Source organism: Burkholderia sp. DN3021, from assembly GCF_049805555.1.
Lineage (GTDB): Bacteria > Pseudomonadota > Gammaproteobacteria > Burkholderiales > Burkholderiaceae > Burkholderia > Burkholderia pyrrocinia_C.
The window spans coordinates 40342-66671 of the sequence record NZ_JBNCAB010000015.1; the positions used below are offsets into that span (position 1 = coordinate 40342).

Here is a 26330-nt window from a genome sequence, read left to right on the forward strand (position 1 = left end):
ACAACGGGCCGCCTGTTTTGCAGGCGGCCCGTCGTCGTTGATGCGTCGATGCGGCGAAAGCACCGCGTCGCTCAGCCCTCCAGGCCGCGCGCGAGATCGTTACGCAGGTCGCCCGCGTTCTCGAGGCCGACCGACAAGCGGATCAAACCTTCGGTGATCCCTGCCGCCGCGCGCGCTTCCGGCGTGATGCGGCCGTGCGTCGTGGTCGCCGGATGCGTGATCGTCGTGCGCGTATCACCGAGGTTGCCGGTGATCGAGATCAGCTTCGTGTTGTCGATCACGCGCCATGCGTTCGCGCGCTGCTGCTCGGGCGTGTCGCCCTTCAGCTCGAACGACAGGATCGCGCCGCCCGCCTTCTGCTGACGCTTCGCGAGTTCGTACTGCGGGTGCGACTCGAGGCCCGGATGAAACACGCGTGCCACCGCCGGATGCGAATCGAGCCAGCGCGCGATTTCCAGCGCGTTCGCCGATTGCTTCTCGACACGCAGCGACAGCGTCTCCATCCCCTTCAGCAGCACCCACGCGTTGAAGGCCGACAGCGTCGGGCCCGCGCTGCGCACGAACGGGAACACCTTGCCCATGATGAATTCCTTCGAGCCGACCAGCGCGCCGCCGAGCACGCGGCCCTGCCCGTCGAGGAATTTCGTCGCCGAGTGCATCACGACGTCCGCGCCGAGCTTCAGCGGCTGCTGCAGCACCGGGCTGCAGAAACAGTTGTCGACGACGAACAGCGCGTTGGCCTGCTTCGCGATCTTGCCGATCGCCTCGATGTCGGCGAGCTCGGTCAGCGGGTTCGACGGCGTCTCGAGGAAGAACATCTTCGTTTCGGGCCGCACGGCTTCCTGCCATGCGTTCAGGTCGGTCGGATCGACGAAGGTCGTCGTGATCCCGAACTTGCTGAAGATCTGCGAGAACATCCCGAGCGTCGAGCCGAACAGGCTGCGCGAGCTGACGAGGTGATCGCCCGCCTGCAGCGCGGACATCACGACCGACATGATCGCGGCCATCCCCGACGCGGTGGCGATGCACGCCTCGCCGCCCTCGAGCGCCGCGAGACGCTCCTGGAACATGGTGACGGTCGGGTTCGTGAAGCGCGAATAGGTGAAGTAGTCTTCCGAATTCGCGAAGCGCTCGGCCGCGTCGGCCGCGCTCTGGAAGCAGAAGCTCGACGTAAGGAACAGCGCTTCTGAGTGCTCGTTGAAGTCGCTGCGCAGCGTGCCCGCGCGCACGGCAAGCGTGTCGAAGTTGAGGGAGTCGTCCATGTTCCGTTTTCCGTATTCGATGGCCGCGCGTGTCGCGCAGGCCAAGTCAAAACCAGGCCAAAACAAAAAGCCCGCTATGCATCGGCATCAGCGGGCTTCGGGCGGTACGACAGCGATCGACTCGGGCCGACTGCCGCCGGCCTTCGCTTTAGCTGTTTTGGGAAGTCGCCCCGCGTCCGCAAGCTGATATCAAATCGACGCAAGGCAACATCCTATCACGCTTCGGCAAAAGCGTACGCCGGTGTCACTCGACCGACAGCTGCAGGTTCATCTGCGAGCGCCCGGTGTCGCCGGCCGTGTCGCGATCGGCCTGCGACGCCGGCGTAAGGCGCGCGCGCTCGATCGCGTCGAGATACTCGGGCGTCACGTCGCCGGTGATGTAGTTGCCGTCGAAGCACGACGCCTCGAAGCGTTCGAGCTTCGGGTTGATGTCGCGCACCGCGCGGCGCAGGTCGTCGACGTCCTGGTAGATCAGGTGATCGGCGCCGATGATCTTCGCGACTTCGTCGTCGGTACGGCCGTGCGCGACGAGCTCGCCGCGCGTCGGCATGTCGATGCCGTACACGTTCGGGAACTTCACGGGCGGCGCCGCCGACGCGAAGATCACCGACTTCGCGCCCGCATCGCGCGCCATCTGCACGATCTCATGCGAGGTCGTGCCGCGCACGATCGAATCGTCGACGATCAGCACGTGCTTGTCCTTGAACTCGATGCTCATCGCGTTGAGCTTCTGGCGCACCGACTTCTTGCGCACGGCCTGCCCCGGCATGATGAACGTACGGCCGACGTAGCGGTTCTTGAAGAAGCCTTCGCGATACTCGGCGCCGAGCTTCGCGGCGACCTGCATCGCGGCCGGGCGCGACGAATCGGGAATCGGCATCACGACGTCGATCGGCACGTTCGGCAGCTCGCGCTTGATCTTCTCGGCGAGATAGTCGCCCATGCGCAGGCGCACGTTGTAGACGGGCACGCCGTCGAGGCACGAATCCGGACGCGCGAGGTACACGTATTCGAACATGCACGGATTCAGCGTCGGCTGCTCCGCGCATTGCTGGCTGTGGAAGTTGCCGGCCGGGTCGATGAAGATCGCCTCGCCCGGCTGCACGTCGCGCACGAATTCGAAACCGATGCCTTCGACCGCGACCGACTCCGACGCGACCATCCACTCGGTGCCGTGCTCGGTTTCGAGCTTGCCGATGCAGAGCGGGCGGATGCCGAACGGATCGCGGAACGCGAGCAGGCCGTAGCCGGCGATCAGCGACACGATCGCATACGAGCCCTGCAGGCGGCGATGGACGCCCGAGACCGCCTTGAACACCGAGGCCGGATCGAGCTCGAGGCCCGTGGTCGACAGTTGCAGCTCGTGTGCGAACACGTTGAGCAGCACTTCACTGTCGGAATTGGTGTTGATGTGCCGGCGGTCGATCCGGAACATCTCGTCCTTCAGTTGCTGCCAGTTCGTCAGGTTGCCGTTGTGCGCGAGGATGATCCCGAACGGCGCGTTCACGTAGAACGGCTGCGCCTCGGCCTCGCTCGACGCCGAACCGGCCGTCGGGTAGCGCACCTGGCCGATGCCGTAGGTGCCGGGCAGGCTGCGCATGTTGCGCGTGCGGAACACGTCGCGCACCATGCCGTTCGCCTTGTACATGTGGAAATTGCTGCCGTCCGCCGTCGCGATGCCCGCTGCGTCCTGACCGCGATGCTGCAGCAGCAGCAAGCTGTCATAGATCAGCTGGTTGACAGGAGATTGGGAGATAACGCCTACGATGCCGCACATGGCATGTCCTTCAGAATGACAAAATCGGTTACGTCCTGCCCGGCCGCGTCGTCACACGCGTACGTACTGGGCCATGCCGTCGGGCAGGAGCTGCTTCAGCTCGTGCACGCCCTGTTCGGCGAAAGGACGCAATAGCGCATTGCGCCAGAAATCCTGTTTGGGCAGTTCGGTCAGCCCGGCCGCCGCGACCAGCAGCACCACCAGCACACAGCCGCGGACGAGCCCGAACATCATGCCCAGCGAGCGGTCGACGCCGCCCAGGCCGCTCGCCTGCGCGATCCGCGACAGCAGCGCGTTCGCGACGCCGGCGACCAGTACCACGCCGATCACGACCAACGCGAAGGCGATCACCCACTGCGTCAGCGCGCCGCCCGGCCAGTTCGCCGGAATGTACGGCACGACCAGCCCGACGTAGCGACCGGCGATCACGATCGCCGCGATCCAGCCGATCAGCCCGAAAATCTCCGACACGAAGCCGCGCCACGCACCGCGCAGCGCCGACAACACGATCACCGCCAATACAGCGTAGTCGAAAGCGGTCATCATCGTGCGTTACTGCGTCAGACCGGCTTCGCGCACCTTCGCGATCGCGGCGGACGCCGCCGCTCGATCCGCGAACGGGCCGGCACGCAACAGTGTAGCCGTGCCACCGTCTGCCTGCTTGCGATGCTCGACATATGCGGGCACGCCCGCCGATTTCAACTTGGTCGCCCACGAACGGGCCGTCGCGTCATCCTTGAACGAACCGAGCTGCACCGCGAAGCGCGCACCGGCCGGCGACGACGGCGACGATGCATCGCCGCTGTCCGGGCTCGCGGCGTCGGCATTCGCGACGGTCGCGGGCGCCGGCTTCGGCGCGGCCGGTTTCGCCGCGGGAGCAGCCGGCTTCGGCGCGGGCTTCGGCGGCGTCACGCTCGCCGTGGTCGTCGTATCGGGTTTCGCGGCCGGCTTGGCGGGTGCTGCCGCGACGGCCGTGTCGGAGGCATCGGAGGCCGGCGGCTCGTCGTGCGCGACGCCTGCCTGCACGTCGGGCGCGTCGTCGTCACGCGGCGCGACTGCCTGGTGCGCGGGCCGGTTCGGGATGTCGATCGCGATGTCGTCCGTCACCGGCTTCGGGTGCGAATCGAGCACCATCGGCAGCACGATCACGGCGGCCACGACGAGCGCGATCGCGCCGACGAGGCGACGGCGCGCGCGTTGCTTTTCTGGAAGGGTCGGATCGAGGAGCAGCGCGTCCGATTCCGGACGCTCGGTGCGGCGCGGGCGCCGCTCGACGCGTTCAGTGCGCTCCGTGCGCACGTTCCGGGAGGTCCCGGTGCGACCGCCGCGCCGCGTGGGTGCGTCGTCGTCTTTTTTGCCGAACGAGAAAATTCCCATGAATGGCTGAGTCCGAAACTGCCCGTCAGTCAGTGTTGCTGCGATTTACGGTAGGCCAGCACGCCGGCAACCGTATGGAAACTGCCGAAAACCACGATTCTATCATTCTCGGATGCTCTTTTTAGTGCATCGCGAAACGCTTCGGCCGGCGACGCGTAACGCGTCACGCTCGAATCGGGCCCCTCCTCCACGCCAGCCTTGCGCAGCGCGGCTTCGAGCTGCTCCGCGGAGGCCGCGCGCGGCAGCGGCAGGTCGGTCACGCACCAGTGGTCGATCTCGCCTTTCAGGTGCCGCAGCACGCCGTCGATGTCCTTGTCGTGCATCGCGCCGAACACCGCGTACGTGTACGGGAAAAAGCCCATGTTGCCGAGATTCTGCTCGAGCACGGCCGCCGCGTGCGGGTTGTGCGCGACGTCGAGCACGATCGCCGGCTTGCCGGGCAGCACCTGGAAGCGCCCCGGCAGCTCGACGTTCGCGAGCCCGAGCCGGATGTCCTGCGCGGATACCGGCAGCACCGGGCGCAGCGCCTCGAGCGCGGCGAGCGCGGCCGATGCATTGATCAGTTGATTCGCGCCGCGCAGCGCCGGATACGCGAGCGCCGGATAGCGCTTCTCGCGGCCGAGGTAGCTCCACTGCTGGCGCTCCGCACCCGCCTGTGCCTCGTAGCGGAAATCGCGGCCGACGAGCCACAGATCGGCGCCGATCGCTTCGGCATGGTCGATCAACGTTTGCGGCGCGGCCGGATCGCCGCAGATCGCCGGCTTGCCCGCGCGGAAGATCCCGGCCTTCTCGAACGCGATCTTCTCGCGCGTGTCGCCGAGGTATTCGGTATGGTCGATGTCGATGCTCGTGACGATCGCGCAATCGGCATCGATGATATTGACCGCATCGAGCCGGCCGCCGAGGCCGACTTCGAGGATCACCGCGTCGAGCCCGCGCGATGCGAACAGATGCAGGATCGCGAGGGTCGTGAATTCGAAATACGTGAGCGACACCGGTTCCGGCAGCGACGTGCGCGCGGCTTCGACGGCCTCGAAGTGCGGCAGTAGTTCGTCGTCGGTGACGTTCTGCCCGTTCACGCGCGCGCGCTCGTTGAATTCGAGCAGGTGCGGCGACGTGTGGCAGCCGATCTTGTAGCCCGCGCGCAGCAGGATCGTCTCGAGGAACGCGCAGGTCGAGCCCTTGCCGTTCGTGCCGCCGACGGTGATGACGGGGCACGCGAATTCGAGCTGCAGCGCCGCCTTGACCTGCCCGATGCGGGTCAGGCCCATGTCGATGCCGACCGGGTGCGCGCGTTCGAGGTGCGAAAGCCACGCGTCGAGAGTGGGAAAAGTGCTCATCGGATCAAATCTGGATCGGTACCGCCACTACGCCAAAAAACGAAGCGCGCCGCCTGACGCTGAAGCCAGGCGACGCGCAGAGTTCACAACCTCGCGCCGGTCAGGCCAGCGCGTCGGCCGGCTGTCGCTGCAGCAGCGCGAGCAGCTGCGCGATCTCGTCGCGCATCTTGCGGCGGTCGACGATCATGTCGATCGCGCCCGTCTTCAGCAGGAATTCGGCGCGCTGGAAACCTTCCGGCAGCTTCTCGCGGACCGTCTGCTCGATCACGCGCGGGCCGGCAAAGCCGATCAGCGCCTTCGGCTCGGCGATCACGACGTCGCCGAGGAACGCGAAGCTCGCCGACACGCCGCCCATCGTCGGATCGGTCAGTATCGAGATGAACGGCAGCTTCGCTTCGGCCAGCTTGGTCAGCATCGCCGTGGTTTTCGCCATCTGCATCAGCGACAGCAGGCTTTCCTGCATCCGTGCGCCACCCGACGCCGTGAAGCAGATGAACGGCACGTGCTGTTCCAGCGCGTTCTGCGCGCCGCGCGCGAAGCGCTCGCCGACGACCGAGCCCATCGAGCCGCCCATGAACGAGAACTCGAAGCAGGCCGCGACGACGGGCAGCGTGTGGATCGCACCGCCCATCACGACCATCGCGTCGGTCTCGCCCGTCTCGTCCATCGCTTCCTTCAGACGATCGGGGTACTTGCGGCTGTCCTTGAACTTCAGCGAGTCGACCGGCACGATTTCCTGGCCGATTTCATAACGGCCTTCCGGATCGAGCAGCCCGTCGAGGCGCTCGCGCGCACCGATGCGCATGTGGTGATCGCACTTCGGGCACACGTGCAGGTTCGCGTCCACGTCGTTGCGGTAAAGCACGGCCTCGCAGGACGGGCACTTGACCCACAGGCCTTCCGGAACGCCCTTGCGGCTTTTCGGGTCGGTCTGCTTGATCTTCGGCGGCAACAGTTTGTCGAGCCAGCTCATCGTATGGTTTCCTGTTCCGTGGCGGGCCGGGCCGCGTAGCCCGTTCCCGCCTTCCTATGTTGGTGTTATCGCGCCGTCTTGCCCGCGCCGTCCAGCGCGGCGCGCAGCTCGGCGATGAACGCCTTCAGCGCGGCGGCGGCGCCTTCCGGCGCAGCGCTTTCGAGCAGCTGCACGAGGCGGCTGCCGATCACGACGGCGTCCGACACCTCGGCCACCGCGCGCGCCGTTTCGGCGTCGCGGATGCCGAAGCCGACGCCCACCGGAACCGGCACGCGCGACTTGATGGCCGGGATTTTACCCGCAATGCTCGAAACATCCAGATTTCCCGCGCCGGTCACGCCCTTGAGCGACACGTAATACACGTAGCCGCTCGCGATCTTGCCGACGTCGGCGATGCGTTCGTCGGTCGACGTAGGCGCGAGCAGGAAGATCGGATCGATCTGCGCGGCGCGCATCTTTTCGGCGAATACGCCCGCCTCTTCCGGCGGATAGTCGACGACGAGCACGCCGTCGACGCCGGCCGCCTGCGCTTCGGCCGCGAACGCGTCGACGCCCATCCGCTCGATCGGGTTCGCATAGCCCATCAGCACGACCGGGGTTTTCGCATCGGTTTCGCGGAAGCGCTTCACGTCGGCGAGCACGCTCTTCAGCGTGACGCCGCGCGCGAGCGCGCGTTCCGACGAGCGCTGGATCACGGGGCCGTCGGCCATCGGGTCCGAGAACGGCACGCCGAGTTCGATCACGTCCGCGCCGCCTTCGGCGAGCGCGTGCATGAATTCGACGGTCTTCGCGGGATCGGGGTCGCCAGCCGTGATGAACGGGATCAGGCCCTTTCGGCCTTGTTCGGCGAGCGCGGCAAAGGTCTGCTGAATACGGGACATGGCAATTTTCCTAGGATTCGTTCGGCGATACGGCCGCGCGATTCACGCGCATGCCGGCGCGGCGAGCGCGCTCACGCGCTCGTGCGCGATCGCACAATAACTTTCGTTGATCTCGTAGCCGACGAAGTCGCGCCCCTGCCGTGCGCAGGCCACCGCGGTCGTGCCGCTGCCCATGAACGGATCGAGCACGCGGCCGCCCGGCGGGCAGCTCGCGAGCACCATCCGCTCGACGATTTCCAGCGGCTTCTGGGTCGGATGATCGACGCGCTCCGCGTGCTGCCGGTGCAGGCGCGAAACCGACCAGACGTCCTTCGGGTTGTAGCCCATCTCCAGCCACTTGCTGCCTTCGAACAGCTTGCGCGAGCGGGCCTTCTTCGTGTCGGCGTCGTACGGGATGCGGACCGGATCGAGATCGAAGTAATACGCCTTCGAAACCGCGAAAAAACCGATGTTGTCGTGCACCGACGTGAAACGGCGCGTCGTGCCGCCCATGCTCGGCACGCGCCGGTCCCAGATGATCTCGTTGACCATCGTGAGCTTCGTCTTCAGGAAACTGAAGATTTCCGGCGCGTACTGCCATGTGCAGAAGATGTACATCGACCCGCTCGGCTTGAGCTTCGGAATCGCGAGCTCGAGCCACTCGCGCGTCCACGCCAGAAACACGTCGCCCGAACGCTTGTCCGAGTCGTTGCCGTAGTCCTTGCCGAGCCCGTACGGCGGATCGGCGACGATCAGGTCGATCGACGCATCCGGCAGGTGCGCGGCATCGGTCAGGAAATCGCGGTTATGCAGTTCGATACCGGACGGCAGCGCGCGCGGCACGACGGCAGCAGGCTGAAGCGCCTCCGCCTCGCTCGCGGCACCGCCGCCCGGTTCTTCGATCAGGTCACGCATCGGTCGGGGTCAGAGCTCGATGCCCGATCGCTCGGCGACCGTGTGCATGTCCTTGTCGCCGCGGCCCGACAGGTTGACGAGCAGGATCTTGTCCTTCGGCAACGTCGGCGCGAGCTTCACGCCATACGCGATCGCGTGGCTCGACTCGAGCGCGGGAATGATCCCCTCGATCCGGCAGCAGTCGTGGAACGCCTTCAGCGCTTCCTCGTCGGTGATCCCGACGTACTGCGCGCGGCCGCTGTCCTTCAGCCATGCGTGCTCGGGGCCGACGCCAGGATAATCGAGGCCCGCCGACACCGAGTGCGTCTCGATGATCTGGCCGTTGTCGTCCTGCAGCAGGTACGTGCGGTTGCCGTGCAGCACGCCCGGGCTGCCGGCGATCAGCGATGCCGCGTGGTGGCCCGTGTCGAGCCCGTCGCCGGCCGCTTCGACGCCGATCAGCTGCACCGACGCATCGTCGATATACGGATAGAAGATGCCCATCGCGTTCGAGCCGCCGCCGACGCAGGCGATCACCGCGTCCGGCTGCCGGCCCGCGAGCTCGGGCATCTGCACCTTGCACTCGTCGCCGATCACGCGCTGGAAGTCGCGCACCATCATCGGGTACGGGTGCGGGCCCGCGACCGTGCCGATGATGTAGAACGTGCTTTCGATGTTGGTGACCCAGTCGCGCATCGCTTCGTTCAGCGCGTCCTTCAGCGTGCGCGAACCCGACTCGACCGGCACGACCGTCGCACCGAGCAGCTTCATCCGGTAGACGTTGGCGGCCTGCCGGCGCACGTCCTCGGAACCCATGTAGACGACGCACTCCATCCCGAAGCGCGCGCAGATCGTCGCAGTCGCGACGCCGTGCTGGCCGGCGCCCGTCTCGGCGATCACGCGCTTCTTGCCCATGCGCTTCGCGAGCAGCGCCTGGCCGATCACGTTGTTGATCTTGTGCGCGCCCGTGTGGTTCAGGTCCTCGCGCTTCAGGTAGATCTGCGCGCCGCCGAGCGTCTCGCTCCAGCGCTGCGCGTGGTAGATCGGCGACGGACGGCCGACGAAATGCTTCAGCTCGCGCTCGAATTCGGCGACGAAGTCGGGATCGTTCTGGAATTTTTCATACGCCGCGCGCAGTTCGTCCAGTGCGTGAATCAGCGTCTCGGCGACGAACGTGCCGCCATACGGGCCGAAGTGGCCGCGAGCATCAGGAAGGTTGTACATGGTGTCTCTCTCGATCGGTCGATGCGCCCGCTTTCGGGGCCGCACCGGCTTGCATCACCCGGCGTCCGCTTCGCGCACCGCGCGTACGAACGCCGCCATCCGGGCGTGATCCTTCACGCCCTTCGCGCCCCCCACTTCGATGCCACTCGAGACATCGACAGCAAACGGGCGCAACTGGCGGATCGCATCACCGACGTTTTGCGCGCTCAAGCCACCACTCAAAACGGCCCGATGCGCGAGCTCTGCGGGAATAAGAGACCAATCGAAGACCTTGCCGCTACCGCCGTAGTCCGGCACCAGGGTGTCGAACAGGAGGCCGCGCGCTTTCGAATAATGAAGAGCCGATTCTACCAAATCGGACGGCTGCGTCGAGGGGCCGACGCGCACCGCGCGCAACCACGGCAGGTGTGCCGCGCGGCCGAGCGCGTCGCATTGCTCCGGCGTCTCGTCGCCATGGAACTGCAGCAGCGTGAGCGGCACGTCGCGCACGACGGCTTCGATCTCGGCTGCGGTCGCATTCACGAACAGCCCGACCACCGACACGAACGGCGGCGCGAGGCGCGCGAGCTCGGCCGCCTGCGCGATCGTCACCGCGCGCGGGCTCTTCGGGTAGAACACGAGGCCGATCGCGTCGGCGCCGAGCGCCGCCGCGTGCAGCACGTCCTCGGGACGCGACAGCCCGCACAGCTTGATGCGCGTGCGCGGCGGCAGGCCGGCCGCGGAGGAAGTCGAGGGAGACACGGCGTGATCCGTCATGATTGCGGGTCCAGATCGGCCCATACGCTGCTCCACGGCACGCTGCCGAGCTGCGCGGGCGGGACGGCGAATTCCGCCGGGTAGCCGACGTGGGCAAGGTACAGCCCGTCGGCCATGAACGTGGGCGCCGCGAGGTTGCGGTCGCGCCCTGCCAGCACGTCGGCGACCCAGTCGGCCGGATAGCGGCCGCGCCCGACCGCGACGAGGCAGCCCATCAGGTTGCGCACCATGTGGTGCAGGAACGCGTTGGCGCGGAAGCGGAAATGGATGAAATGGCCCGCGCGCCGCACGTCGATCCGGTACAGGTGTTTGACCGGCGTCTTCGACTGGCATTCCGACGACCGGAACGACGAGAAATCGTGCTCGCCGATCAGGTGCGCGGCGGCGGTGCGTATCGCGTCGTCGTCGAGCGGCGTATGGATCCAGCCCGCGCGCCCGGCCAGCATCGGCGAGCGCACGGGGTGCACGTACAGCACGTAGTAATAGGTGCGCTCGAACGCCGAGAAACGCGCGTGGAACGTCTCCGGCATCGGCTTCGCCCATTGCACCGATACGGTCGACGGCAGGAACGCGTTGGTGCCGCGCACCCACGAGAATGCCTCGCGGTCGAGATCCGTGTCGAAGTGCACGACCTGCCCGAGCCCGTGCACGCCGGTGTCGGTCCGCCCGGCCACCGTCGTATGCAGCGGCACCCGCGCGAACTCGGCCAGCGCATGCTCGAGTGCGTTCTGCACGGTCTTGCCGTGCGGCTGCGCCTGCCAGCCGCAGAATGCCGCGCCGTCGTACTGAATGCCCAGCGCGATCCGCATCACGCCTCGTCCGCGAGTTTCGCGAGCAGCGCACGCGCATCGTCGCGCGTCGCGGCGTCGTTCGCGTCGACCACTTCCTGCAGCAGCGTCCGCGCGCCGGACAGGTCGCCCAGTTCGACGTACTCGGCAGCGAGGTCGAGTTTGTTGCGCGCGATACGCGCGAGTTCGTCCGGTGTCAGCGCAGGCAGCGCGGCGCCCGGCGTGGACGGCAGGTCGAGGTCGAAATCGAGCTTCAGCGCGCCGAACTGCGCGCCGCCGAGCGGCGGCAGCAACGACGTCGCGGACGGGCTGCCCACGTGGTCGGCCGGTGTCGTCGCGTCCGGGTCCCATTCGAACTCGTCGTCCTGGTCGGCCGGATGTTCCTGGCCCGGATCGTTCGAGCCAATTGGCGGGCGCGACGCGGGTTGACCGTTAGTTGCGATTTTATCGGTATCGGACTGCCCTGCTCGTGCGGCCGACTCGTCCGCCGCCAGCGACGGATCGTCCTGCGTGCGCGGCGGCAGCGGCATGTCGAGGCTGCCGAGCGCACTGATCGCGTTCTGCATCAGCGCCGCGTGCTGCGTTTCGGTCGCCGAAGGTTCGGTGGGCGTCTCGGCGGGCTTGTCGGTGGCCGCCTGTTCTACCGGTTCTGCATCATGCAGGGCCGTAGCCGTAGCCGGAGCCGAAGCCACGTCGTTCTCCGGCGGTACTGCGGCGTGGGCAGGCGCAGGCGGCAATTCAGGCTGGTCGTCATGCGGCTTCGTTACTTCGGGTGCAGGCGATGCATCCGCCTCAGGCGGCTCGACCGTCTCCGCCGCTGCGGCAGTCGCCGCGGCGAGGTTCATGTCGGCGGCCGCGTCGCGGGCGACCGGCATCTCGGGCAGGATCGGCAGTTCGCGTTCGACGGACGGCACCGCTTCCGCTTCGGCAGCCACGGCACCGCCCGCTGCAGCGGCTGCAGCCGTCGTGCCCGCATCGTCCGTATGCCGGCCCTTCCGGCGCCTGCGCCACGCAAACCCGGCCGCGAGGACGATCACGGCCGCGCCGGCCGCTGCGACCGGACGCCAGTCCATCTGATCCGAAGCGCGCGCAGGCGCCGTCACGGGTGCGACCGGCTGTGCGGGCGCCGATGCCGGCTGCGCAGCGCTGGCGGCCACGCCGGACGCCGCTTCGGCTGCCGGCGATGCGGCAGACGGTGCGCCCGCATCGTTTGCGGCCGGACGCGGCGCGGCAGGCACCAGCGCAGGCGCGACGTTGTTCGTCGCGGCCGGCTTGCCGATGCCGTGCTTCTGCAACTCCATCAGCACGCGATTCTTCAGTGCCAGCAGTTGCTGCAGGCTCGACGGCCGCGGCTGCGATGCACCCGTGGCGGGTGCCGCACCGGCCGGTTCGTTCGCGCCCGAAACCTGGCTGCCCGGCGCAGGCTGGACAGCGGCCTCGCTCGCGGACGACGGCGCCGACTGGATCGCGCCGCTCCACACATGCGGGCCGCTGGCGCCGGCAGCAGGCGCCGCCGGCTGCATGTTTTCGACAGCCGACGCGCCGTGTGCAGCCGAAGCGCCTGCCGAAGCAGACGCCCCCGCTGCCGTCGCGACGCTCGCACCGCTCACCGGCGCCGCATGCACGGCCGGCGCCACCGGCGCGGATTGCACGGCCGACCCCGGATGCGGCGCGGACGCACCGGGCTGCGCGAGCGCCGCACCGCCCGACGCGGCAGCGGGTGCGGAGGCAGCCGCCGCACCGGATGCGCCAGACGCACTGGCCGGCGCAAGCGCCGCGCCCGTTGCGTCGAGCGCGGGCACGGTCAGCGTCGCGCCGACTTTCAGGCGGCTCGCGTCGCGCTTCATGAACGCCTGCGGATTGGCGTCGAACAGCGCGCGGCCGGCACGCGCGAGCACGCCGGGATCGTGCGATTGCGTCGCCGCTTTCGCGATGTCGTTCAACGACTGGCCCGGCTGGACCGTCACGGTAAGCGGCGCGGCGGCGCCGGCAGCAGACGCCGGCAGTTCGCCGGTGCTGGCCGCCCAGGCCGACGCGGCTGCGCCGAGTGCCAGAATCGCCAGCGCGCCACGCACGGCGCGCGACAGACGGGACTGACGCGGAAACAAGGAAGTTCGGGACATCGTAGGCTCTATCTCCGCGCGCGGGCGCGGCTCGGATTCGCGGTTGGAAGCGTCAATAAAGTTGCCGCAGAAATGCAAAAGCGTCGCGCGGAACGCGACGCTTTTGGCTGGTCTGTGCGTCGTAACCGCGTAGTTTACTTCACGTGCTCGCGTTCGGGCCGAATTCATCGGCGGCGGATGCAACCGGCCGCGCTCGCGCGTCGCGGCACACGCAGCGATCGCGTCGGGCTGCCGCACGGGTCGCGCACTGCAGCCGGCGCGCCGGATCGACCGAAAGGATGGACATCAATGACTGAAAAACCTTTCGATAACCTTTCAACAACATCTCATCCGGAACGAATGCCAAGGCTTTACGCCGCGCCGCTGCCCTTCCTCGCGCCAAACGATGCGATGCAGGAACGGCCGCGCAAGCGGGTTCGGCGCTTCCACGTTTCCGCCGGCCGGTTCCGGCGCCGAACCGCGGCCGGGGTAATCGAGCGCATTCGCTCAACAATTCGCGTCACCTGTCGTTAATTGATTAACAGCCGCCATTTTCAAATACCCCCCGGCCGCCCCGCCAATCTCATTCAAATAAATTTCAATTGAATGATAAGAAGTCAATTCCCATCTCTTATCGTCGAATTTAACATTAATTCCGCTAAATCCCCGCCCCACAAGGCTTCCAGACCTGACAGCACGGTCCTTTAATCATACAAAAGCGATCATTTCGACAGCAATTCAATAACATTACACAAAATTACACAGATCAAATAATTGCCGTCGCTACGATCGACTTCAAACAGGAATCGGCGCAATCCGGCCATCGCATTCGCATATGCCGGAAAGGCGGGACTGCGATCGGCCGGGTTGACGCCGTGAGACGCCAGAGGGTCATCGCGCAGTTGCAAGACTGCGTTCACTCACCAGCTCGTTACGGGGATCGAACATGGGCTATCAGCAGGGTTTGAGCGGGTTGGCCGGCGCGTCGAGCAATCTCGACGTGATCGGCAACAACATCGCGAACGCAAACACGACCGGCTTCAAGCAGGGCCGCGCGAACTTCTCCGACATGTATGCGAATTCGGTCGCGACGTCGGTCAATACGCAGATCGGCATCGGCACGAAGCTCGCGTCGGTGCAGCAGCAGTTCGGCCAGGGCACGATCAATACGACGCACTCGTCGCTGGACGTCGCGATCAACGGCAACGGCTTCTTCCAGATGTCGAGCAACGGCGCGACGACGTACTCGCGCGACGGCACGTTCCACCGCGACAAGACCGGCGCCATCGTCGACTCGCAAGGCCGCAACCTGATGGGTTATGCGGCAGGCGCGGGCGGCGTGATCAACACCGCGCAGACCGTGCCGCTGCAGGCGCCGACCAACAACATCGCGCCGCAGGCGACGAGCAGGATCACCGGCCAGTTCAACCTGAACTCGCAGGACAAGGTGCCGGCCAAGACGCCGCTCAACGCGAGCGACAACACGACGTACAACTACAATTCGTCGATCCAGGTCTACGACACGCTCGGCGGCTCGCAGCAGGTCACGATGTATTTCGCGAAAAGCGCGGCCGGCACCTGGCAGGCCTATGCGGGCGTACAGGGCCAGACGCCGACGAATCTCGGCACCGTCACGTTCGATGCATCGGGCCGGATCAGCTCGACGACATCGGCCGCCACCGGCCAGCCGACGCCGAGCCTCGGTCAGTTCGCGCTCTCGATTCCCAACACGACGGGCGGCGCCAACCCGCAGAACCTGACGCTCGACCTGAGCGGCACGACGCAGTACGGCGGGAAGAACGGCGTGAACAACCTCGCGCAGGACGGCTTCGCGAGCGGCACACTGACGACGTTCTCGATCGGCACCGACGGCAAGCTGACCGGCAACTACTCGAACGGCCAGAGCGCGGTGCTCGGCCTGATCGCGCTCGCGAACTTCAACAACCCGAACGGGCTCGTGAACATCGGCGGCAACCAGTATGCGGAAACCGCCGCGTCGGGCGTGCCGCAGATCTCCGCGCCGGGCAGCACGAACCACGGCACGCTGCAGGGCAGCGCGCTGGAAAACTCGAACGTCAACCTGACGACCGAGCTCGTGAACCTGATCACCGCGCAGCGCAATTACCAGGCCAACGCGCAGACGATCAAGACCCAGCAGACCGTCGACCAGACGCTGCTGAACCTGCGCTGATCCACGCATGAAAAACGCGCCGCGCCAGCCTTGACATCATCAAGGCCGACGCGGCGCGTCATCTTGTGCAGCCCGGCCCGCGGGACGGACCGGCAAGCGGGCTTACTTGTCGAGCAGGATGCGCAGCATGCGGCGCAGCGGCTCGGCCGCGCCCCACAGCAGCTGATCGCCGACCGTGAATGCCGACAGGTATTCGCCGCCCATCGCGAGCTTGCGCAGGCGGCCGACCGGCACCGTCAGCGTGCCGGTGATCTTCGCCGGCGACAGGTCGCGCATCGACGCTTCACGCTCGTTCGGCACGACCTTCACCCAGTCGTTCGCCGAGGCGAGGATGCCGTTGATCTCGTCGAGCGGCACATCCTTGTTCAGCTTGATCGTCAGTGCCTGCGAGTGGCAGCGCATTGCGCCGATCCGCACGCACAGGCCGTCGACCGGGATCGAACCCGGCTCGCCCATCGCCGGCTTGCCGAGGATCTTGTTGGTTTCCGCGCCGCCCTTCCACTCTTCCTTCGACATCCCGTTGCCGAGATCCTTGTCGATCCACGGGATCAGCGAGCCGGCGAGCGGCACGCCGAAGTTGCTGGTCGGCATCGCGTCGCTGTTCATCGCGGCCAGCACGCGGCGGTCGATGTCGAGAATCGCGGAAGCCGGATCGGCGAGCTGTTCCTGCACCGCGCCGTTCAGCGTGCCCATCTGCGACAGCAGCTCGCGCATGTTCTGCGCGCCCGCGCCCGAGGCGGCCTGGTAGGTCATCGCCGTCATCCAGTCGACGAGGTTCTCGCGGAACAGGCCGCCCAGCGCCATCAGCATCAGGCTCACCGTGCAGTTGCCGCCGACGAAGTTCTTCGTGCCCTTGACGAGCGCATCCTTGATCACGTCGAGGTTGACCGGATCGAGGATGATGACGGCGTCGTCGTTCATCCGCAGCGACGATGCCGCATCGATCCAGTAGCCGTTCCAGCCGGCCGCGCGCAGCTTCGGGAACACGTCGTTCGTGTAGTCGCCGCCTTGGCACGTGATGATCACGTCGCACTTCTTCAGCTCGTCGACGTTGGTTGCGTCCTTGAGCGTAGTCTCGTTTTTCGCGAACGACGGCGCCTTGCCGCCCGTGTTGCTGGTGCTGAAAAACACCGGTTCGATCAGGTCGAAATCGCCCTCTTCCTGCATGCGCTGCATCAGGACGCTGCCGACCATGCCGCGCCAACCTACGAGACCTACGTTCATGACTAACCCTTTGAATGGAGCTTCCCCGCCATTTCCGTCCCCGGCGTGACCGCGCGGGGAAACAGGCGGGCACGACGGACGATCAGCGTTTAATGATCGTTTTCGTGGTAATGGTTTTCGTGATGACGATGGCGCGCGCACCCGCACGGGCAGTGTTGCCGTGGAGTTTCAGGACCGGGGAGATCAGGGAAATCAGCGCCATCGTTCGAGTCTACACAAACCTATTCGGCCGCACAACGGCCAACCCGGTGCGAACGCGCCGTTTTTACCGGTCGCGTTCGCACCCTTTACTGCCTGCTTACAGCGCCGCGACCACCGCGTCGCCCATCGCCGCCGTACCGACCTGCTGGCAGCCCGGCGTCGCGATGTCGCCCGTGCGGTAGCCCTGTTCGAGCACCGATTTCACCGCACGCTCGATGCGATCGGCCTGCTCCGCGCGATTCAGCGAGTAGCGCAGCAGCATCGCGGCCGACAGGATCGTCGCGAGCGGGTTCGCGATGCCCTTGCCCGCGATGTCCGGCGCCGAACCGTGCGACGGTTCGTACAGGCCCTTGTTGTTCTTGTCGAGCGACGCCGACGGCAGCATGCCGATCGAGCCCGTCAGCATCGACGCTTCATCCGACAGGATGTCGCCGAACATGTTGCCCGTGACGATCACGTCGAACTGCTTCGGCGCCTTCGCGAGCTGCATCGCCGCGTTGTCGACGTACATGTGCGACAGCTCGACGTCCGCGTATTCCTTCGACACGTCGATCATGATGTCGCGCCAGAACTGCGACGTCTCGAGCACGTTCGACTTGTCGACCGACAGCAGCTTCTTCGCACGCTTGCGTGCCGCCTGGAACGCGACGTGCGCGATGCGGCGCACTTCCGGTTCCGAGTAGCGCATCGTGTCGAAGCCTTCGCGCTCGCCGGCGAACGGGCCGTCCGGTGCGGCGCGCACGCCGCGCGGCTGGCCGAAGTAGATGTCGCCGTTCAGTTCGCGCACGATCAGGATGTCGAGGCCCGCGACGAGCTCGGGCTTGAGCGGCGAAGCGTCGACGAGCTGCGGATAGCAGATCGCCGGGCGGAAGTTCGCGAACAGCTCGAGATGCTTGCGCAGCCCGAGGATCGCCTGCTCGGGGCGCAGCGCGCGCTCGAGCGAGTCGTACTTCCAGTCGCCGACCGCGCCGAACAGGATCGCGTCGGCTTCCTTCGCGAGCTTCAGCGTCGCGTCGGGCAGCGGATGGCCGCTCGCCTCGTAGCCCGCGCCGCCGACCGGCGCGTGCTCGAGTTCGAACTTCTCGTCGAGTGCGTTCAGCACCTTGACCGCTTCGTTGACGATTTCCGGACCGATGCCGTCGCCGGGCAGCACTGCAATCTTCATGCGTTATTCCTGACTGGGTAGGTTATGGAGCAGGCCGGCGAACGCGCGGATAGCGCGCCCGCCTCGAAGGCGATATATCAGCCGACCAGCTTGGTATTGAGCCACGGCTGCTTCACGAGCCGCTCGGCTTCGAACTGGCGGATCTTGTCCGCGTGGCGCAGCGTGAGGCCGATGTCGTCGAAGCCGTTCAGCAGGCAGTACTTGCGGAACGCGGCGATCTCGAACGGATACTCGCGGCCGTCGCCCGTGCGCACGACCTGCGCGTCGAGGTCAATCGTCAGCTGGTAGCCGTTGAACGCGTACGTGTCGTTGAACACGTGATCGACCTGCTGCTCGGTCAGCACGATCGGCAGCAGACCGTTCTTGTAGCAGTTGTTGAAGAAGATGTCCGCGAAGCTCGGCGCGATGATCGCGCGGAAGCCGTACTGCTGCAGCGCCCACGGCGCGTGCTCGCGCGAGCTGCCGCAGCCGAAGTTCTTGCGCGCGACCAGCACCGATGCGCCCTGGTAGCGCGGCTGGTTCAGCACGAAGTCGGGATTCAGCGGACGCTTCGAGTTGTCCTGGCCCGGCTCGCCGTGATCGAGGTAACGCCACTCGTCGAACGCGTTCGGACCGAAGCCCGTGCGCTTGATCGACTTCAGGAACTGCTTCGGGATGATCGCGTCGGTGTCGACGTTCTCGCGATCGAGCGGCGCCACGACGCCGGTATGTACTGTGAATTTTTCCATGATCCGTCTATCCGGTTGGAGGGCCGGCCTTCAGCCGGCGCACATCGACAAATTCTCGGCGGGAGTCGTCACTCCGCGGCGCGCTTCAGCGCGTTGCCGGCGGCGTTGACGTCCTGCCCGAAGCCCTGGACGGTATTGCAGCCCGCGAGGCCGAAGCCCAGCCCCGCCAGCGCCAGCGCGGCAACCAGCCGCGCAATGATCTTCGATGCCGTCACGCGTCACCCCAGCTTGCGAATGTCGACGAAGTGGCCTTCGATCGCCGCGGCCGCCGCCATCGCGGGGCTCACGAGGTGCGTGCGACCGCCCGCGCCCTGCCGGCCTTCGAAGTTGCGGTTCGACGTCGACGCGCAGCGCTCGCCCGGCTCGAGCCGGTCTGCATTCATCGCGAGGCACATCGAGCAGCCCGGCTCGCGCCATTCGAAGCCCGCATCCGTGAACACCTTGTCGAGCCCTTCGCGTTCGGCCTGCGCCTTCACGAGGCCCGAGCCCGGCACGACCATCGCGAGCCGAATGTTCGATGCGATGCGACGGTTCAGCTTCTTCACGACGTACGCGGCCGCGCGAATGTCCTCGATCCGTGCATTCGTGCACGAGCCGATGAAGATCTTGTCGACCTTGATCGATTCGATCGGCGTGTTCGGCTCGAGCGCCATGTAGGCCAGCGCGCGCTCCATCGCGTCGCGCTTGACCGGATCCTTCTCGCGCTCGGGATCGGGCACGCGGCCGTCGATCGACGTGACCATTTCCGGCGACGTGCCCCACGTGACCTGCGGGACGATCTCGGCTGCGTTCAGCTCGACGACGCGGTCGAACTGCGCGCCTTCGTCCGACTTGAACTGGCGCCAGTATTCGACGGCCTGGTCCCATTCCGCGCCGGTCGGCACGAACGGACGGCCCTTCAAGTAATCGATCGTCGTATCGTCGACGGCGACCATGCCCGCGCGCGCGCCGGCCTCGATCGCCATGTTGCAGACCGTCATGCGGCCTTCCATCGACAGCGCGCGAATCGTCGAGCCGCCGAATTCGATCGCGTAGCCCGTGCCGCCGGCCGTGCCGATCTTGCCGATGATCGCGAGCACGATGTCCTTCGCGGTGCAGCCGCGCGGCAGTGCGCCCTCGACCTTCACGAGCATGTTCTTGCTCTTCTTTTGCAGCAGCGTCTGCGTCGCCAGCACGTGCTCGACTTCCGACGTGCCGATGCCGTGCGCGAGCGCGCCGAACGCGCCGTGCGTCGACGTATGCGAATCGCCGCACACGATCGTCATGCCCGGCAGCGTCGCGCCCTGCTCCGGCCCGATGATGTGGACGATGCCCTGGCGCACGTCGTTCATCTTGAACTGCGTGATGCCGAACGCATCGCAGTTCGCGTCGAGCGTGTCGACCTGCAGCTTCGAGACGGGATCGGCAATGCCGTGGCTGCGGTCCGTCGTCGGCACGTTGTGATCCGACACGGCCAGGTTCGCGCTGATGCGCCACACCGGACGCTGCGCGATCTTCAGCCCTTCGAACGCCTGCGGGCTCGTGACTTCATGCAGCAGCTGACGGTCGATATACAGCAAGGTCGTGCCGTCTTCCTCGGTGTGGACGACGTGGGTATTCCACAGTTTGTCGTAGAGAGTCTGTGCCATGGGTATGCGGGGTCGTTGTGACTACAAGCCTTACGGATGCGGTCGATTATGCCACGCAGAACGCGTCGCGGCGCAGGCCGGACGCGAAAAAACCCATTAAAAACAGTGGTTTGGCTGGTAGTGCCAATACCTGTATCGGCATTACCCGGCAAATGGGGCACGCCGGGTCCGGATGACCGCGATCGCGGATCGCGTCGCCCGGACCGGGCGCGACGGGCCGGAACCCGGCGGCCTCAGCCGTTCGGATATTCGCGGTTGATCAGGTCGAGCCGCAGCATCGCAAGCTGCATGCCGGCGTTGCTCATCAGGTAGAGATCGCGGCGGCGCATCGCCGGCGGCGGCGCGGACGTGTCGTAGGCGACCGGCAGCACCAGCCCGGCCGGCACCGCCGCCTGCATCCCCACCGCATTCGACACGCGCACGGCGATCGACGCCTGATCCGCGTGCGTAACGATCGCGACCTTGCCGAGCGCCGCGGCCGAACCGGCCTGCTTGACGATCGCGGCGGCGACGCCGGCGGGCGTCGGTATCGGGCTGCCTGCGCTCAGGGCCGGCGTCGCGATCGTCGTCACGCCCGCTGTCAGCCCGTATTTCGACGCGAGCACGCTCGCGACTTCCTGCTGCGCGCAGACCGGCACGGCGACCTTCTGCCGGAGCGCGAACACGGCGTCGGCAATCGCCTCGTTCACCGGGCCCGGCACCGGCGCGGCACCGGATGCCGCGGCGCGACTGCCGAAGCTGAACGCGGCGATCGTATTGATGCCGGCCGCCGCGACGGCGGGCGGCGCCCACGAGAAAAACGTGTCGAACAGGTAACCCGTCTCGTCGGCGGCGGTCGCGCGATCGTTCAGCTCGTTCGTCAGCTTGCCGAGCATCTGGCGCTGCAGTTCGGCATCGGAGGCCGGTGCGTCGCTTGCGAACACGGGCGTGGCGGCCGCGCACGATGCGGCGAGTACGGAAGTGGAAGCCAGGAAATGGCGGCGGGTCTTCATGGTCATCGGAATCGTGTGGAAAGCGGGAATCGTCAGCCTTTCGGGAAGGCCTGCGTCGTAGCGGCCATCGCGCGGCCGAGCATTTGCGCATACATGTCGTGCACGAGATACAGGCTGCGGTTGCGCGTCCACGGCTGGCCCGATTGCGGGTCGTAGAGCGTCGGGAGCGGCACCTCGGCAACCGCTGCCGCCGTCATGCCCGCCTGCTGCGAGGTCTGGATGCAGCGCTTCGCGTGATCGCGATGGCCGACCACCGCGACGGTGCCCATCGCGGCCGCGCCGCCCGCGCGCGACACGGCCACGGCGGCGACGCCTGCCGTGCTCAGGTACACGATCGAGCCGTCGCTCGCGATCACCGGTTCGATCGACGACAGCACGTCGGCGCCCATCCCGTATTTCGACACGAGAAAGCGCGCGATTTCCCACTGCGCGTAGACCTTGACGGGCTTCAACTGGCGGATGCGGTACACGGCGTCCGCGAGCGCTTCGTTGACCGGCCCCGGATCGGGCAGCGCGGACTGGTTGCCGCCCGTGCTCGACGTGTTGCCGCTCGCCGCGTTCGGACGGTTGCCGAAGCTGTATGCGACGATCGCGCCGACCTGCGCGGCCGGCACCGTCGGCAGGCCCCAGGTGAAGCCGACATCGGTCAGCGCCGGCACGATCGCATTGACCGTCGCCGCATCGCCGAGCTGCGCGTTCAGCTTCGCGGACATCTGCGCGGCAAGCGCGCTATCGGTGATGGGCGCCGACGTGACGTCGTCGCCACCGCATGCGCTCAACAGCGGTGCTGCCGCAACGGCCGGTGCGGCGGCAAGAAATTTTCTGCGTGAAGAAGCCGGCGGGTTCAGATTCATAAGAGATACGAAACGATGCGAACAACGCCGGCGGCAGGTCGCGGCGTTGCAAATCGCGGGTTCACGGGAAATGACAATCGGGCACGTCGCGCGGTTGGGAGACGGGCGGCAGGATCGGCGCGCGGATCGGATCGCTGCGCTTTGTCGATCGACGACGCTGGATCGTAGTGGGCGTTTATTAAATTGCGGTGAACCTGTCGATCGAATGCGGGCGATCGTCATGCCGTTTCATCGATGGACGAATGCGTTTCATCCGTGGCGAGCGAACCCAGCCGCCGTTTCACCGGTGGCGAGCATGCTATTCGCGTGCATCGTCGCGCGCTGAATCGTGATCTCCGAATTTCACGATACGATGGCGCAACGCACGTTCCCACGATCCGATCCGGAGCACACAACGATGAAGCTCGGCCTGAACGAATCGCTTGCTCGCCTCGACGAAGAAGGCACGCTGTTCACGACGTTGTTTCAGCACGGCACGCTCGACATCGAGCTGTACCGGCCGCACATCGAGGACAAGCAGAAACCGCATGCGCGCGACGAGGTTTACGTGATCGCCACCGGCACGTCGCGCTTCGTCGTCGACGGACGCGAATGCGACGTCTCGGCCGGCGACGTGCTGTTCGTCCCCGCTCACGCGGAGCATCGCTTCGTCGGTTTCTCCGGCGACTTCTCGACCTGGGTGTTCTTCTACGGCCCCGAAGGCGGCGAACGCGGCGAACGCGGCGCGTGACACGATGCGCGCAGCACTTTTCATGCGATTGCCTAGACTGTCTATTCGCGGCGGACCGCGCACGGCCGCCCGGTTATCACGATAGCTCAGGCATCCGGTTCAACTGGACAGGAGAACAGCATGCGATACGAACTCTATTACTGGCCCGAGATCCAGGGTCGCGGCGAATACGTGCGGCTCGCGCTCGAGGCGGCCGAAGCCGACTATGTCGACGTCGCGCGCGAATCGGGCCGCGGCATGGGCGTGTCGGCGATGATGCGCATGATGGACAGCACGAAAGCGGAATGCGTGCCGTTCGCGCCGCCGTTCCTGAAGGCCGGCGACGTGGTCGTCGGGCAGACCGCGAACATCCTGCTGTTCCTCGGCGCGCGGCTCGGACTCGCGCCCGACGACGAAGCCGGCCGGCTGTGGGTGCACCAGATTCAGCTGACCGTTGCCGATTTCGTCACCGAGATCCACGACACGCATCATCCGATTGCAAGTTGCCTGTACTACGAGGACCAGAAAGCGGAAGCGGCCGAGCGCGCGGCCGATTTCCTCGATAATCGGCTGCCGAAATTCCTCGGCTATTTCGATCGCATGCTCGAACAGAATCCGCACAAGAGCGGCCATATCGCGGGCAGCGCGCTCAGTTATGCGGACCTGTCGATGTTCCAGCTCATCGAGGGCTTGCGCTATGCGTTTCCGAAGGCGATGAAACGCGCGGAGCGGAAAGTCGCGGGGCTCGTCGGCTTGCACGACCGCGTCGCGCAACATCCGCCCGTCGCGCGTTATCTCGACTCGGAGCGCCGCATCCCGTTCAACGACATGGGGATCTTCCGGCACTATCCGGAGCTGGACAAGTAACGGCTGCCGATGCCCGTGCGTCGTCGCGCGCGGCGGTACGGTTCCCGCTCACGCAGCGACCGGCGTCTCGTGAAGGTGTCGCCACACGATCAGGCCATCCGCTTCGCGCCGGAACACGGCCGTCGAGCGCCGCACCGTGCGCCGCCCGTCTCCATCGGTCTGCGTCTCGCGATAGCCGATCGCCGATCGCAGCGCCGTCCCGCCCCACATACCTTCGAGCATCAATCCGACCAGCTCGCACACCACGCACTACACATCGCGCGCTCGCTCGCGCGGGTCCGCCGCCGCGTCGACGGCCTCGACCGAGCGGGTCAGCCACGGCCCGATGTCCATCTCCTCGTAGCGCACGAGCCGGCTCTTGCGTGCACGGCGATACGCGAACCAGATCGCGACGAACAGCGGAATCCACACATAGATCGACAACACTTCCATCCAGTCGATGCGGGTCGCGAAGAACGCCTGGTAATCCTGCCCGAGCGAGATCACGATGCAGATCGCGATCGCGAACAGCGGCCCGAACGGAAACCATTTCGCGCGATACGGCAACTGATCGAGCCGGTAGCCCTGCTTCAGGAAGCCCTTGCGGAACCGGTAATGGCAGACCGCGATACCGAGCCACGCGATGAAACCCGTGATGCCCACCGTATTCAGCAGCCACAGATAGATGCGCTGGTTGTTGGTCAGCGACGTGAGGAAACACAGCCCGCCGACGGCCATCGTCGCGTACAGCGCGTTGCGCGGCACGCCGCCCGGCGACAGCGTCGCGAACATCGCGGGCGCGCGCCCTTCCGATGCGAGGTTGTACAGCATCCGCGTCGCCGCGTAGGTGCCGGAATTGCCGGCCGACAGCACGGCCGTCAGGATCACGAGATTCATCGCGCCGGCGGCAAGCGGGAAGCCCGCATGGCTGAACACCAGCGTGAACGGGCTCACGCCGATGTCGGTCACGTCGCTCTTCAGCAGGTTCGGATCCGTGTACGGCACGAGCAGGCCGATCACGAAGATCGCGAGCACGTAGAACAGCATGATCCGCCAGAAGATCTGCTTCACCGCGCACGGGATCGTCTTGCGCGGGTTTTCCGATTCGCCGGCCGTGATCCCGACCAGTTCGGTGCCGAGAAACGAGAAGCCCGCGATCAGCGCGACGCTCATCATCGCGTGCACGCCGCCGACGAACGGCGCGTCGCCCGTCGTGAAGTTGCGCCAGCCGACCGGATGCCCGGCGCCGGTATGCCCGGTGCCGGTATGCCCGCTGCCGGTATGCCCGCTGCCGGTATGCCCGCTGCCGAGCACGCCGGCCGCGATCAGCAGCCCCGCCACGATGAACGCGATCACGGTGACGACCTTGATCAGCGAGAACCAGTATTCCGATTCGCCGAAGCCGCGCACCGACAGCGTATTCAGCAGGAAGATCAGCACGAGGAAGGCGGCGCCCCACCACACGCCCGGCACGGCCGGAAACCAGTAGCGCATCACGATCTGCGCGGCGACCAGCTCGATCGCGATCGTCACGGCCCAGCTATACCAGTAGGTCCAGCCGAGCGCGACGCCGAAGCCTTCGTCGACGTACTTCTCGCCGTAGATCGCGAACGAACCCGATACGGGCATCAGCGCCGCCATCTCGCCGAGCCCCGTGACGACGAAGTAGACCATGATCCCGATCGCGAGATACGCGGCGATCGCACCGCCCGGCCCCGCCTGCGCGACCGACGCGCCCGACGCGACGAACAGCCCCGTGCCGATCGAGCCGCCGATCGCGATCATCGCGATGTGGCGACCCTGCAGACGGCGCTTCAGCGTCGTCCCGGACGGCGCGGCCGTCTGCGCTGCCGCTTGCAAAGCATCCATAGTGTTCACCCTGATTGGATTCGGGCCGACCGATTTGATTCGGAATGCAAATCGATTGACCTGGTCATTCGCATCGAAACCGGACGTTCCCGGCGCGTCAAACGACGCTGCGCTTGATCGCCTGCAGTTCGGCCGTCGTCACGATCTTCTCGATCCGGTACCGCGGGCTTTCCAGCCACGCGTTCGCGATCCGCCGGTACTCGTCGAGATCCTCGCATGCGAGCCGCACGAGAAAATCGAACGTGCCGCTAACGAGCCAGCAATCGAGCACGGCCGGATTGGCCCGCATTTCATCCTCGAACGGCGCCTGCGAACGCCCGTGATCGGCCAGCACGATCTGCGCGATCACGACGATCGGCTTGGTCGCGCGCGGCGCGTTGATCACAGCGCGGTAGCCTTCGATCACGCCGAGCGCCTCGAGCCGTTCCACGCGCGCCTGGCAGGGCCGCGGCGTGAGGTTCACGAGCTCGGACAGCTTCCGGTAGGAAATCCGCCCGTCGGTGCGCAGGATGTCGAGGATCCGGAGATCGATCTTGTCGAGCTGCATCTTCCTGTCGGTCATCCGCGTTC

28 protein-coding genes are annotated in these 26330 nt (G+C 66.4%); 4 read left to right on the forward strand and 24 right to left on the reverse strand.

Features of this window, described 5'->3' with window-relative positions:
* Positions 1-71: 71 nt before the first annotated feature.
* The 12 genes from ACPUER_RS10440 to ACPUER_RS10495 all read right to left on the reverse strand — a co-directional run bounded on the left by ACPUER_RS10440 (position 72) and on the right by ACPUER_RS10495 (position 13374).
* Positions 72-1262: an O-succinylhomoserine sulfhydrylase gene (locus ACPUER_RS10440; protein WP_175958736.1), complete on the reverse strand. Its 1191-nt coding sequence runs from the start codon at positions 1260-1262 to the stop codon at positions 72-74.
* Positions 1263-1506: 244 nt separating this feature from the next.
* Positions 1507-3039, reverse strand: a complete 1533-nt coding sequence (gene purF, locus ACPUER_RS10445; RefSeq protein ID WP_175958735.1) for an amidophosphoribosyltransferase — start codon at positions 3037-3039, stop codon at positions 1507-1509.
* A gap of 51 nt (positions 3040-3090) precedes the next feature.
* On the reverse strand, positions 3091-3585 hold the full coding sequence (locus ACPUER_RS10450) for a CvpA family protein (protein WP_425131035.1): 495 nt from the start codon (positions 3583-3585) through the stop codon (positions 3091-3093).
* A gap of 6 nt (positions 3586-3591) precedes the next feature.
* Entirely contained in the window at positions 3592-4416 is an 825-nt protein-coding gene (locus ACPUER_RS10455) for an SPOR domain-containing protein (protein WP_175958734.1), read from the reverse strand.
* Positions 4417-4445: 29 nt separating this feature from the next.
* Positions 4446-5756, reverse strand: a complete 1311-nt coding sequence (folC, locus tag ACPUER_RS10460; protein WP_310140414.1) for a bifunctional tetrahydrofolate synthase/dihydrofolate synthase — start codon at positions 5754-5756, stop codon at positions 4446-4448.
* Between the two features lie 100 nt (positions 5757-5856).
* The gene (gene accD, locus ACPUER_RS10465) at positions 5857-6729 is read right to left on the reverse strand and encodes an acetyl-CoA carboxylase, carboxyltransferase subunit beta (RefSeq protein ID WP_175958732.1); all 873 of its coding nucleotides are present in this window, start codon (positions 6727-6729) and stop codon (positions 5857-5859) included.
* A 65-nt stretch (positions 6730-6794) separates the two neighbouring features.
* On the reverse strand, positions 6795-7610 hold the full coding sequence (gene trpA, locus ACPUER_RS10470; protein WP_175958731.1) for a tryptophan synthase subunit alpha: 816 nt from the start codon (positions 7608-7610) through the stop codon (positions 6795-6797).
* Between the two features lie 42 nt (positions 7611-7652).
* The gene (locus ACPUER_RS10475) at positions 7653-8504 is read right to left on the reverse strand and encodes a DNA-methyltransferase (RefSeq protein WP_425131036.1); all 852 of its coding nucleotides are present in this window, start codon (positions 8502-8504) and stop codon (positions 7653-7655) included.
* 9 nt (positions 8505-8513) lie between these two features.
* Positions 8514-9707 carry a tryptophan synthase subunit beta gene (gene trpB / locus ACPUER_RS10480; RefSeq protein WP_111019907.1) on the reverse strand — a complete coding sequence of 398 codons (1194 nt, stop codon included), beginning with the start codon at positions 9705-9707 and terminating at the stop codon, positions 8514-8516.
* A 54-nt stretch (positions 9708-9761) separates the two neighbouring features.
* Positions 9762-10463, reverse strand: coding sequence for a phosphoribosylanthranilate isomerase (locus ACPUER_RS10485; RefSeq protein ID WP_425131037.1), 702 nt, complete (start codon positions 10461-10463; stop codon positions 9762-9764).
* The gene (truA, locus tag ACPUER_RS10490) at positions 10460-11272 is read right to left on the reverse strand and encodes a tRNA pseudouridine(38-40) synthase TruA (protein ID WP_425131038.1); all 813 of its coding nucleotides are present in this window, start codon (positions 11270-11272) and stop codon (positions 10460-10462) included. The genes ACPUER_RS10485 and truA overlap by 4 nt, the downstream gene beginning before the upstream one ends.
* Positions 11272-13374 (reverse strand): FimV/HubP family polar landmark protein, encoded by a 2103-nt coding sequence (locus tag ACPUER_RS10495; protein ID WP_425131039.1) that lies wholly within the window; start codon positions 13372-13374, stop codon positions 11272-11274. The genes truA and ACPUER_RS10495 overlap by 1 nt, the downstream gene beginning before the upstream one ends.
* 288 nt (positions 13375-13662) lie before the next feature.
* On the opposite strand from ACPUER_RS10495, the gene ACPUER_RS10500 reads away from it, so the two are divergent.
* Positions 13663-13887: a hypothetical protein gene (locus ACPUER_RS10500; RefSeq protein ID WP_425131040.1), complete on the forward strand. Its 225-nt coding sequence runs from the start codon at positions 13663-13665 to the stop codon at positions 13885-13887.
* A 188-nt stretch (positions 13888-14075) separates the two neighbouring features.
* Here the strand turns inward: ACPUER_RS10500 and ACPUER_RS10505 are convergent, their stop codons facing one another.
* Positions 14076-14273 carry a hypothetical protein gene (locus ACPUER_RS10505; protein WP_310140435.1) on the reverse strand — a complete coding sequence of 66 codons (198 nt, stop codon included), beginning with the start codon at positions 14271-14273 and terminating at the stop codon, positions 14076-14078.
* A gap of 26 nt (positions 14274-14299) precedes the next feature.
* Between ACPUER_RS10505 and flgE the strand changes: the two genes are divergently transcribed.
* Positions 14300-15544, forward strand: a complete 1245-nt coding sequence (gene flgE / locus ACPUER_RS10510; protein WP_425131041.1) for a flagellar hook protein FlgE — start codon at positions 14300-14302, stop codon at positions 15542-15544.
* A 102-nt stretch (positions 15545-15646) separates the two neighbouring features.
* Here the strand turns inward: flgE and asd are convergent, their stop codons facing one another.
* The 8 genes from asd to ACPUER_RS10550 all read right to left on the reverse strand — a co-directional run bounded on the left by asd (position 15647) and on the right by ACPUER_RS10550 (position 22336).
* Complete coding sequence (asd, locus tag ACPUER_RS10515) at positions 15647-16768, reverse strand: aspartate-semialdehyde dehydrogenase (protein ID WP_034179994.1); 1122 nt, start codon at positions 16766-16768, stop codon at positions 15647-15649.
* Positions 16769-16850: 82 nt separating this feature from the next.
* Positions 16851-16970 (reverse strand): hypothetical protein, encoded by a 120-nt coding sequence (locus tag ACPUER_RS10520; protein WP_006756675.1) that lies wholly within the window; start codon positions 16968-16970, stop codon positions 16851-16853.
* Between the two features lie 96 nt (positions 16971-17066).
* On the reverse strand, positions 17067-18134 hold the full coding sequence (leuB, locus tag ACPUER_RS10525) for a 3-isopropylmalate dehydrogenase (protein WP_425131042.1): 1068 nt from the start codon (positions 18132-18134) through the stop codon (positions 17067-17069).
* A gap of 77 nt (positions 18135-18211) precedes the next feature.
* Complete coding sequence (gene leuD, locus ACPUER_RS10530) at positions 18212-18862, reverse strand: 3-isopropylmalate dehydratase small subunit (protein WP_034179996.1); 651 nt, start codon at positions 18860-18862, stop codon at positions 18212-18214.
* A gap of 68 nt (positions 18863-18930) precedes the next feature.
* Positions 18931-19077, reverse strand: coding sequence for an entericidin A/B family lipoprotein (locus tag ACPUER_RS10535; RefSeq protein WP_034179997.1), 147 nt, complete (start codon positions 19075-19077; stop codon positions 18931-18933).
* A 3-nt stretch (positions 19078-19080) separates the two neighbouring features.
* Entirely contained in the window at positions 19081-20490 is a 1410-nt protein-coding gene (gene leuC, locus ACPUER_RS10540) for a 3-isopropylmalate dehydratase large subunit (protein WP_425131043.1), read from the reverse strand.
* A gap of 233 nt (positions 20491-20723) precedes the next feature.
* Positions 20724-21482 carry a Tat pathway signal protein gene (locus tag ACPUER_RS10545; protein WP_425131066.1) on the reverse strand — a complete coding sequence of 253 codons (759 nt, stop codon included), beginning with the start codon at positions 21480-21482 and terminating at the stop codon, positions 20724-20726.
* 32 nt (positions 21483-21514) lie between these two features.
* Positions 21515-22336 (reverse strand): hypothetical protein, encoded by an 822-nt coding sequence (locus tag ACPUER_RS10550; protein ID WP_310140450.1) that lies wholly within the window; start codon positions 22334-22336, stop codon positions 21515-21517.
* Positions 22337-22733: 397 nt separating this feature from the next.
* Between ACPUER_RS10550 and ACPUER_RS10555 the strand changes: the two genes are divergently transcribed.
* Both ACPUER_RS10555 and ACPUER_RS10560 read left to right on the forward strand, forming a co-directional pair.
* Complete coding sequence (locus ACPUER_RS10555) at positions 22734-23066, forward strand: cupin domain-containing protein (RefSeq protein ID WP_425131044.1); 333 nt, start codon at positions 22734-22736, stop codon at positions 23064-23066.
* 120 nt (positions 23067-23186) lie between these two features.
* Positions 23187-23912, forward strand: coding sequence for a glutathione S-transferase (locus ACPUER_RS10560; RefSeq protein ID WP_425131045.1), 726 nt, complete (start codon positions 23187-23189; stop codon positions 23910-23912).
* A 48-nt stretch (positions 23913-23960) separates the two neighbouring features.
* Here ACPUER_RS10560 and ACPUER_RS10565 read toward each other — a convergent pair whose 3' ends face one another.
* The 3 genes from ACPUER_RS10565 to ACPUER_RS10575 all read right to left on the reverse strand — a co-directional run bounded on the left by ACPUER_RS10565 (position 23961) and on the right by ACPUER_RS10575 (position 26322).
* The gene (locus ACPUER_RS10565) at positions 23961-24137 is read right to left on the reverse strand and encodes a hypothetical protein (RefSeq protein WP_425131046.1); all 177 of its coding nucleotides are present in this window, start codon (positions 24135-24137) and stop codon (positions 23961-23963) included.
* Positions 24138-24161: 24 nt separating this feature from the next.
* Positions 24162-25760, reverse strand: coding sequence for an amino acid permease (locus ACPUER_RS10570; protein WP_425131047.1), 1599 nt, complete (start codon positions 25758-25760; stop codon positions 24162-24164).
* A 97-nt stretch (positions 25761-25857) separates the two neighbouring features.
* The gene (locus ACPUER_RS10575) at positions 25858-26322 is read right to left on the reverse strand and encodes an Lrp/AsnC family transcriptional regulator (protein ID WP_175958718.1); all 465 of its coding nucleotides are present in this window, start codon (positions 26320-26322) and stop codon (positions 25858-25860) included.
* Positions 26323-26330: the final 8 nt, after the last annotated feature.

Coding starts and splice junctions, on each gene's coding strand:
- ACPUER_RS10545 (WP_425131066.1), bottom strand. CDS start 21,482: ATGAAGACCCGCCGCCATTTCCTGGCTTCCACTTCCGTACTCGCCGCA.
- ACPUER_RS10550 (WP_310140450.1), bottom strand. CDS start 22,336: ATGAATCTGAACCCGCCGGCTTCTTCACGCAGAAAATTTCTTGCCGCC.
- ACPUER_RS10570 (WP_425131047.1), bottom strand. CDS start 25,760: ATGGATGCTTTGCAAGCGGCAGCGCAGACGGCCGCGCCGTCCGGGACG.
- accD (WP_175958732.1), bottom strand. CDS start 6,729: ATGAGCTGGCTCGACAAACTGTTGCCGCCGAAGATCAAGCAGACCGAC.
- asd (WP_034179994.1), bottom strand. CDS start 16,768: ATGAACGTAGGTCTCGTAGGTTGGCGCGGCATGGTCGGCAGCGTCCTG.
- ACPUER_RS10575 (WP_175958718.1), bottom strand. CDS start 26,322: ATGACCGACAGGAAGATGCAGCTCGACAAGATCGATCTCCGGATCCTC.
- leuB (WP_425131042.1), bottom strand. CDS start 18,134: ATGAAGATTGCAGTGCTGCCCGGCGACGGCATCGGTCCGGAAATCGTC.
- leuD (WP_034179996.1), bottom strand. CDS start 18,862: ATGGAAAAATTCACAGTACATACCGGCGTCGTGGCGCCGCTCGATCGC.
- flgE (WP_425131041.1), top strand. CDS start 14,300: ATGGGCTATCAGCAGGGTTTGAGCGGGTTGGCCGGCGCGTCGAGCAAT.
- folC (WP_310140414.1), bottom strand. CDS start 5,756: ATGAGCACTTTTCCCACTCTCGACGCGTGGCTTTCGCACCTCGAACGC.
- ACPUER_RS10485 (WP_425131037.1), bottom strand. CDS start 10,463: ATGACGGATCACGCCGTGTCTCCCTCGACTTCCTCCGCGGCCGGCCTG.
- trpA (WP_175958731.1), bottom strand. CDS start 7,610: ATGTCCCGTATTCAGCAGACCTTTGCCGCGCTCGCCGAACAAGGCCGA.
- ACPUER_RS10560 (WP_425131045.1), top strand. CDS start 23,187: ATGCGATACGAACTCTATTACTGGCCCGAGATCCAGGGTCGCGGCGAA.
- ACPUER_RS10555 (WP_425131044.1), top strand. CDS start 22,734: ATGAAGCTCGGCCTGAACGAATCGCTTGCTCGCCTCGACGAAGAAGGC.
- trpB (WP_111019907.1), bottom strand. CDS start 9,707: ATGTACAACCTTCCTGATGCTCGCGGCCACTTCGGCCCGTATGGCGGC.
- ACPUER_RS10440 (WP_175958736.1), bottom strand. CDS start 1,262: ATGGACGACTCCCTCAACTTCGACACGCTTGCCGTGCGCGCGGGCACG.
- ACPUER_RS10455 (WP_175958734.1), bottom strand. CDS start 4,416: ATGGGAATTTTCTCGTTCGGCAAAAAAGACGACGACGCACCCACGCGG.
- ACPUER_RS10500 (WP_425131040.1), top strand. CDS start 13,663: ATGACTGAAAAACCTTTCGATAACCTTTCAACAACATCTCATCCGGAA.
- purF (WP_175958735.1), bottom strand. CDS start 3,039: ATGTGCGGCATCGTAGGCGTTATCTCCCAATCTCCTGTCAACCAGCTG.
- ACPUER_RS10520 (WP_006756675.1), bottom strand. CDS start 16,970: ATGGCGCTGATTTCCCTGATCTCCCCGGTCCTGAAACTCCACGGCAAC.
- ACPUER_RS10475 (WP_425131036.1), bottom strand. CDS start 8,504: ATGCGTGACCTGATCGAAGAACCGGGCGGCGGTGCCGCGAGCGAGGCG.
- leuC (WP_425131043.1), bottom strand. CDS start 20,490: ATGGCACAGACTCTCTACGACAAACTGTGGAATACCCACGTCGTCCAC.
- ACPUER_RS10450 (WP_425131035.1), bottom strand. CDS start 3,585: ATGATGACCGCTTTCGACTACGCTGTATTGGCGGTGATCGTGTTGTCG.
- ACPUER_RS10495 (WP_425131039.1), bottom strand. CDS start 13,374: ATGTCCCGAACTTCCTTGTTTCCGCGTCAGTCCCGTCTGTCGCGCGCC.
- truA (WP_425131038.1), bottom strand. CDS start 11,272: ATGCGGATCGCGCTGGGCATTCAGTACGACGGCGCGGCATTCTGCGGC.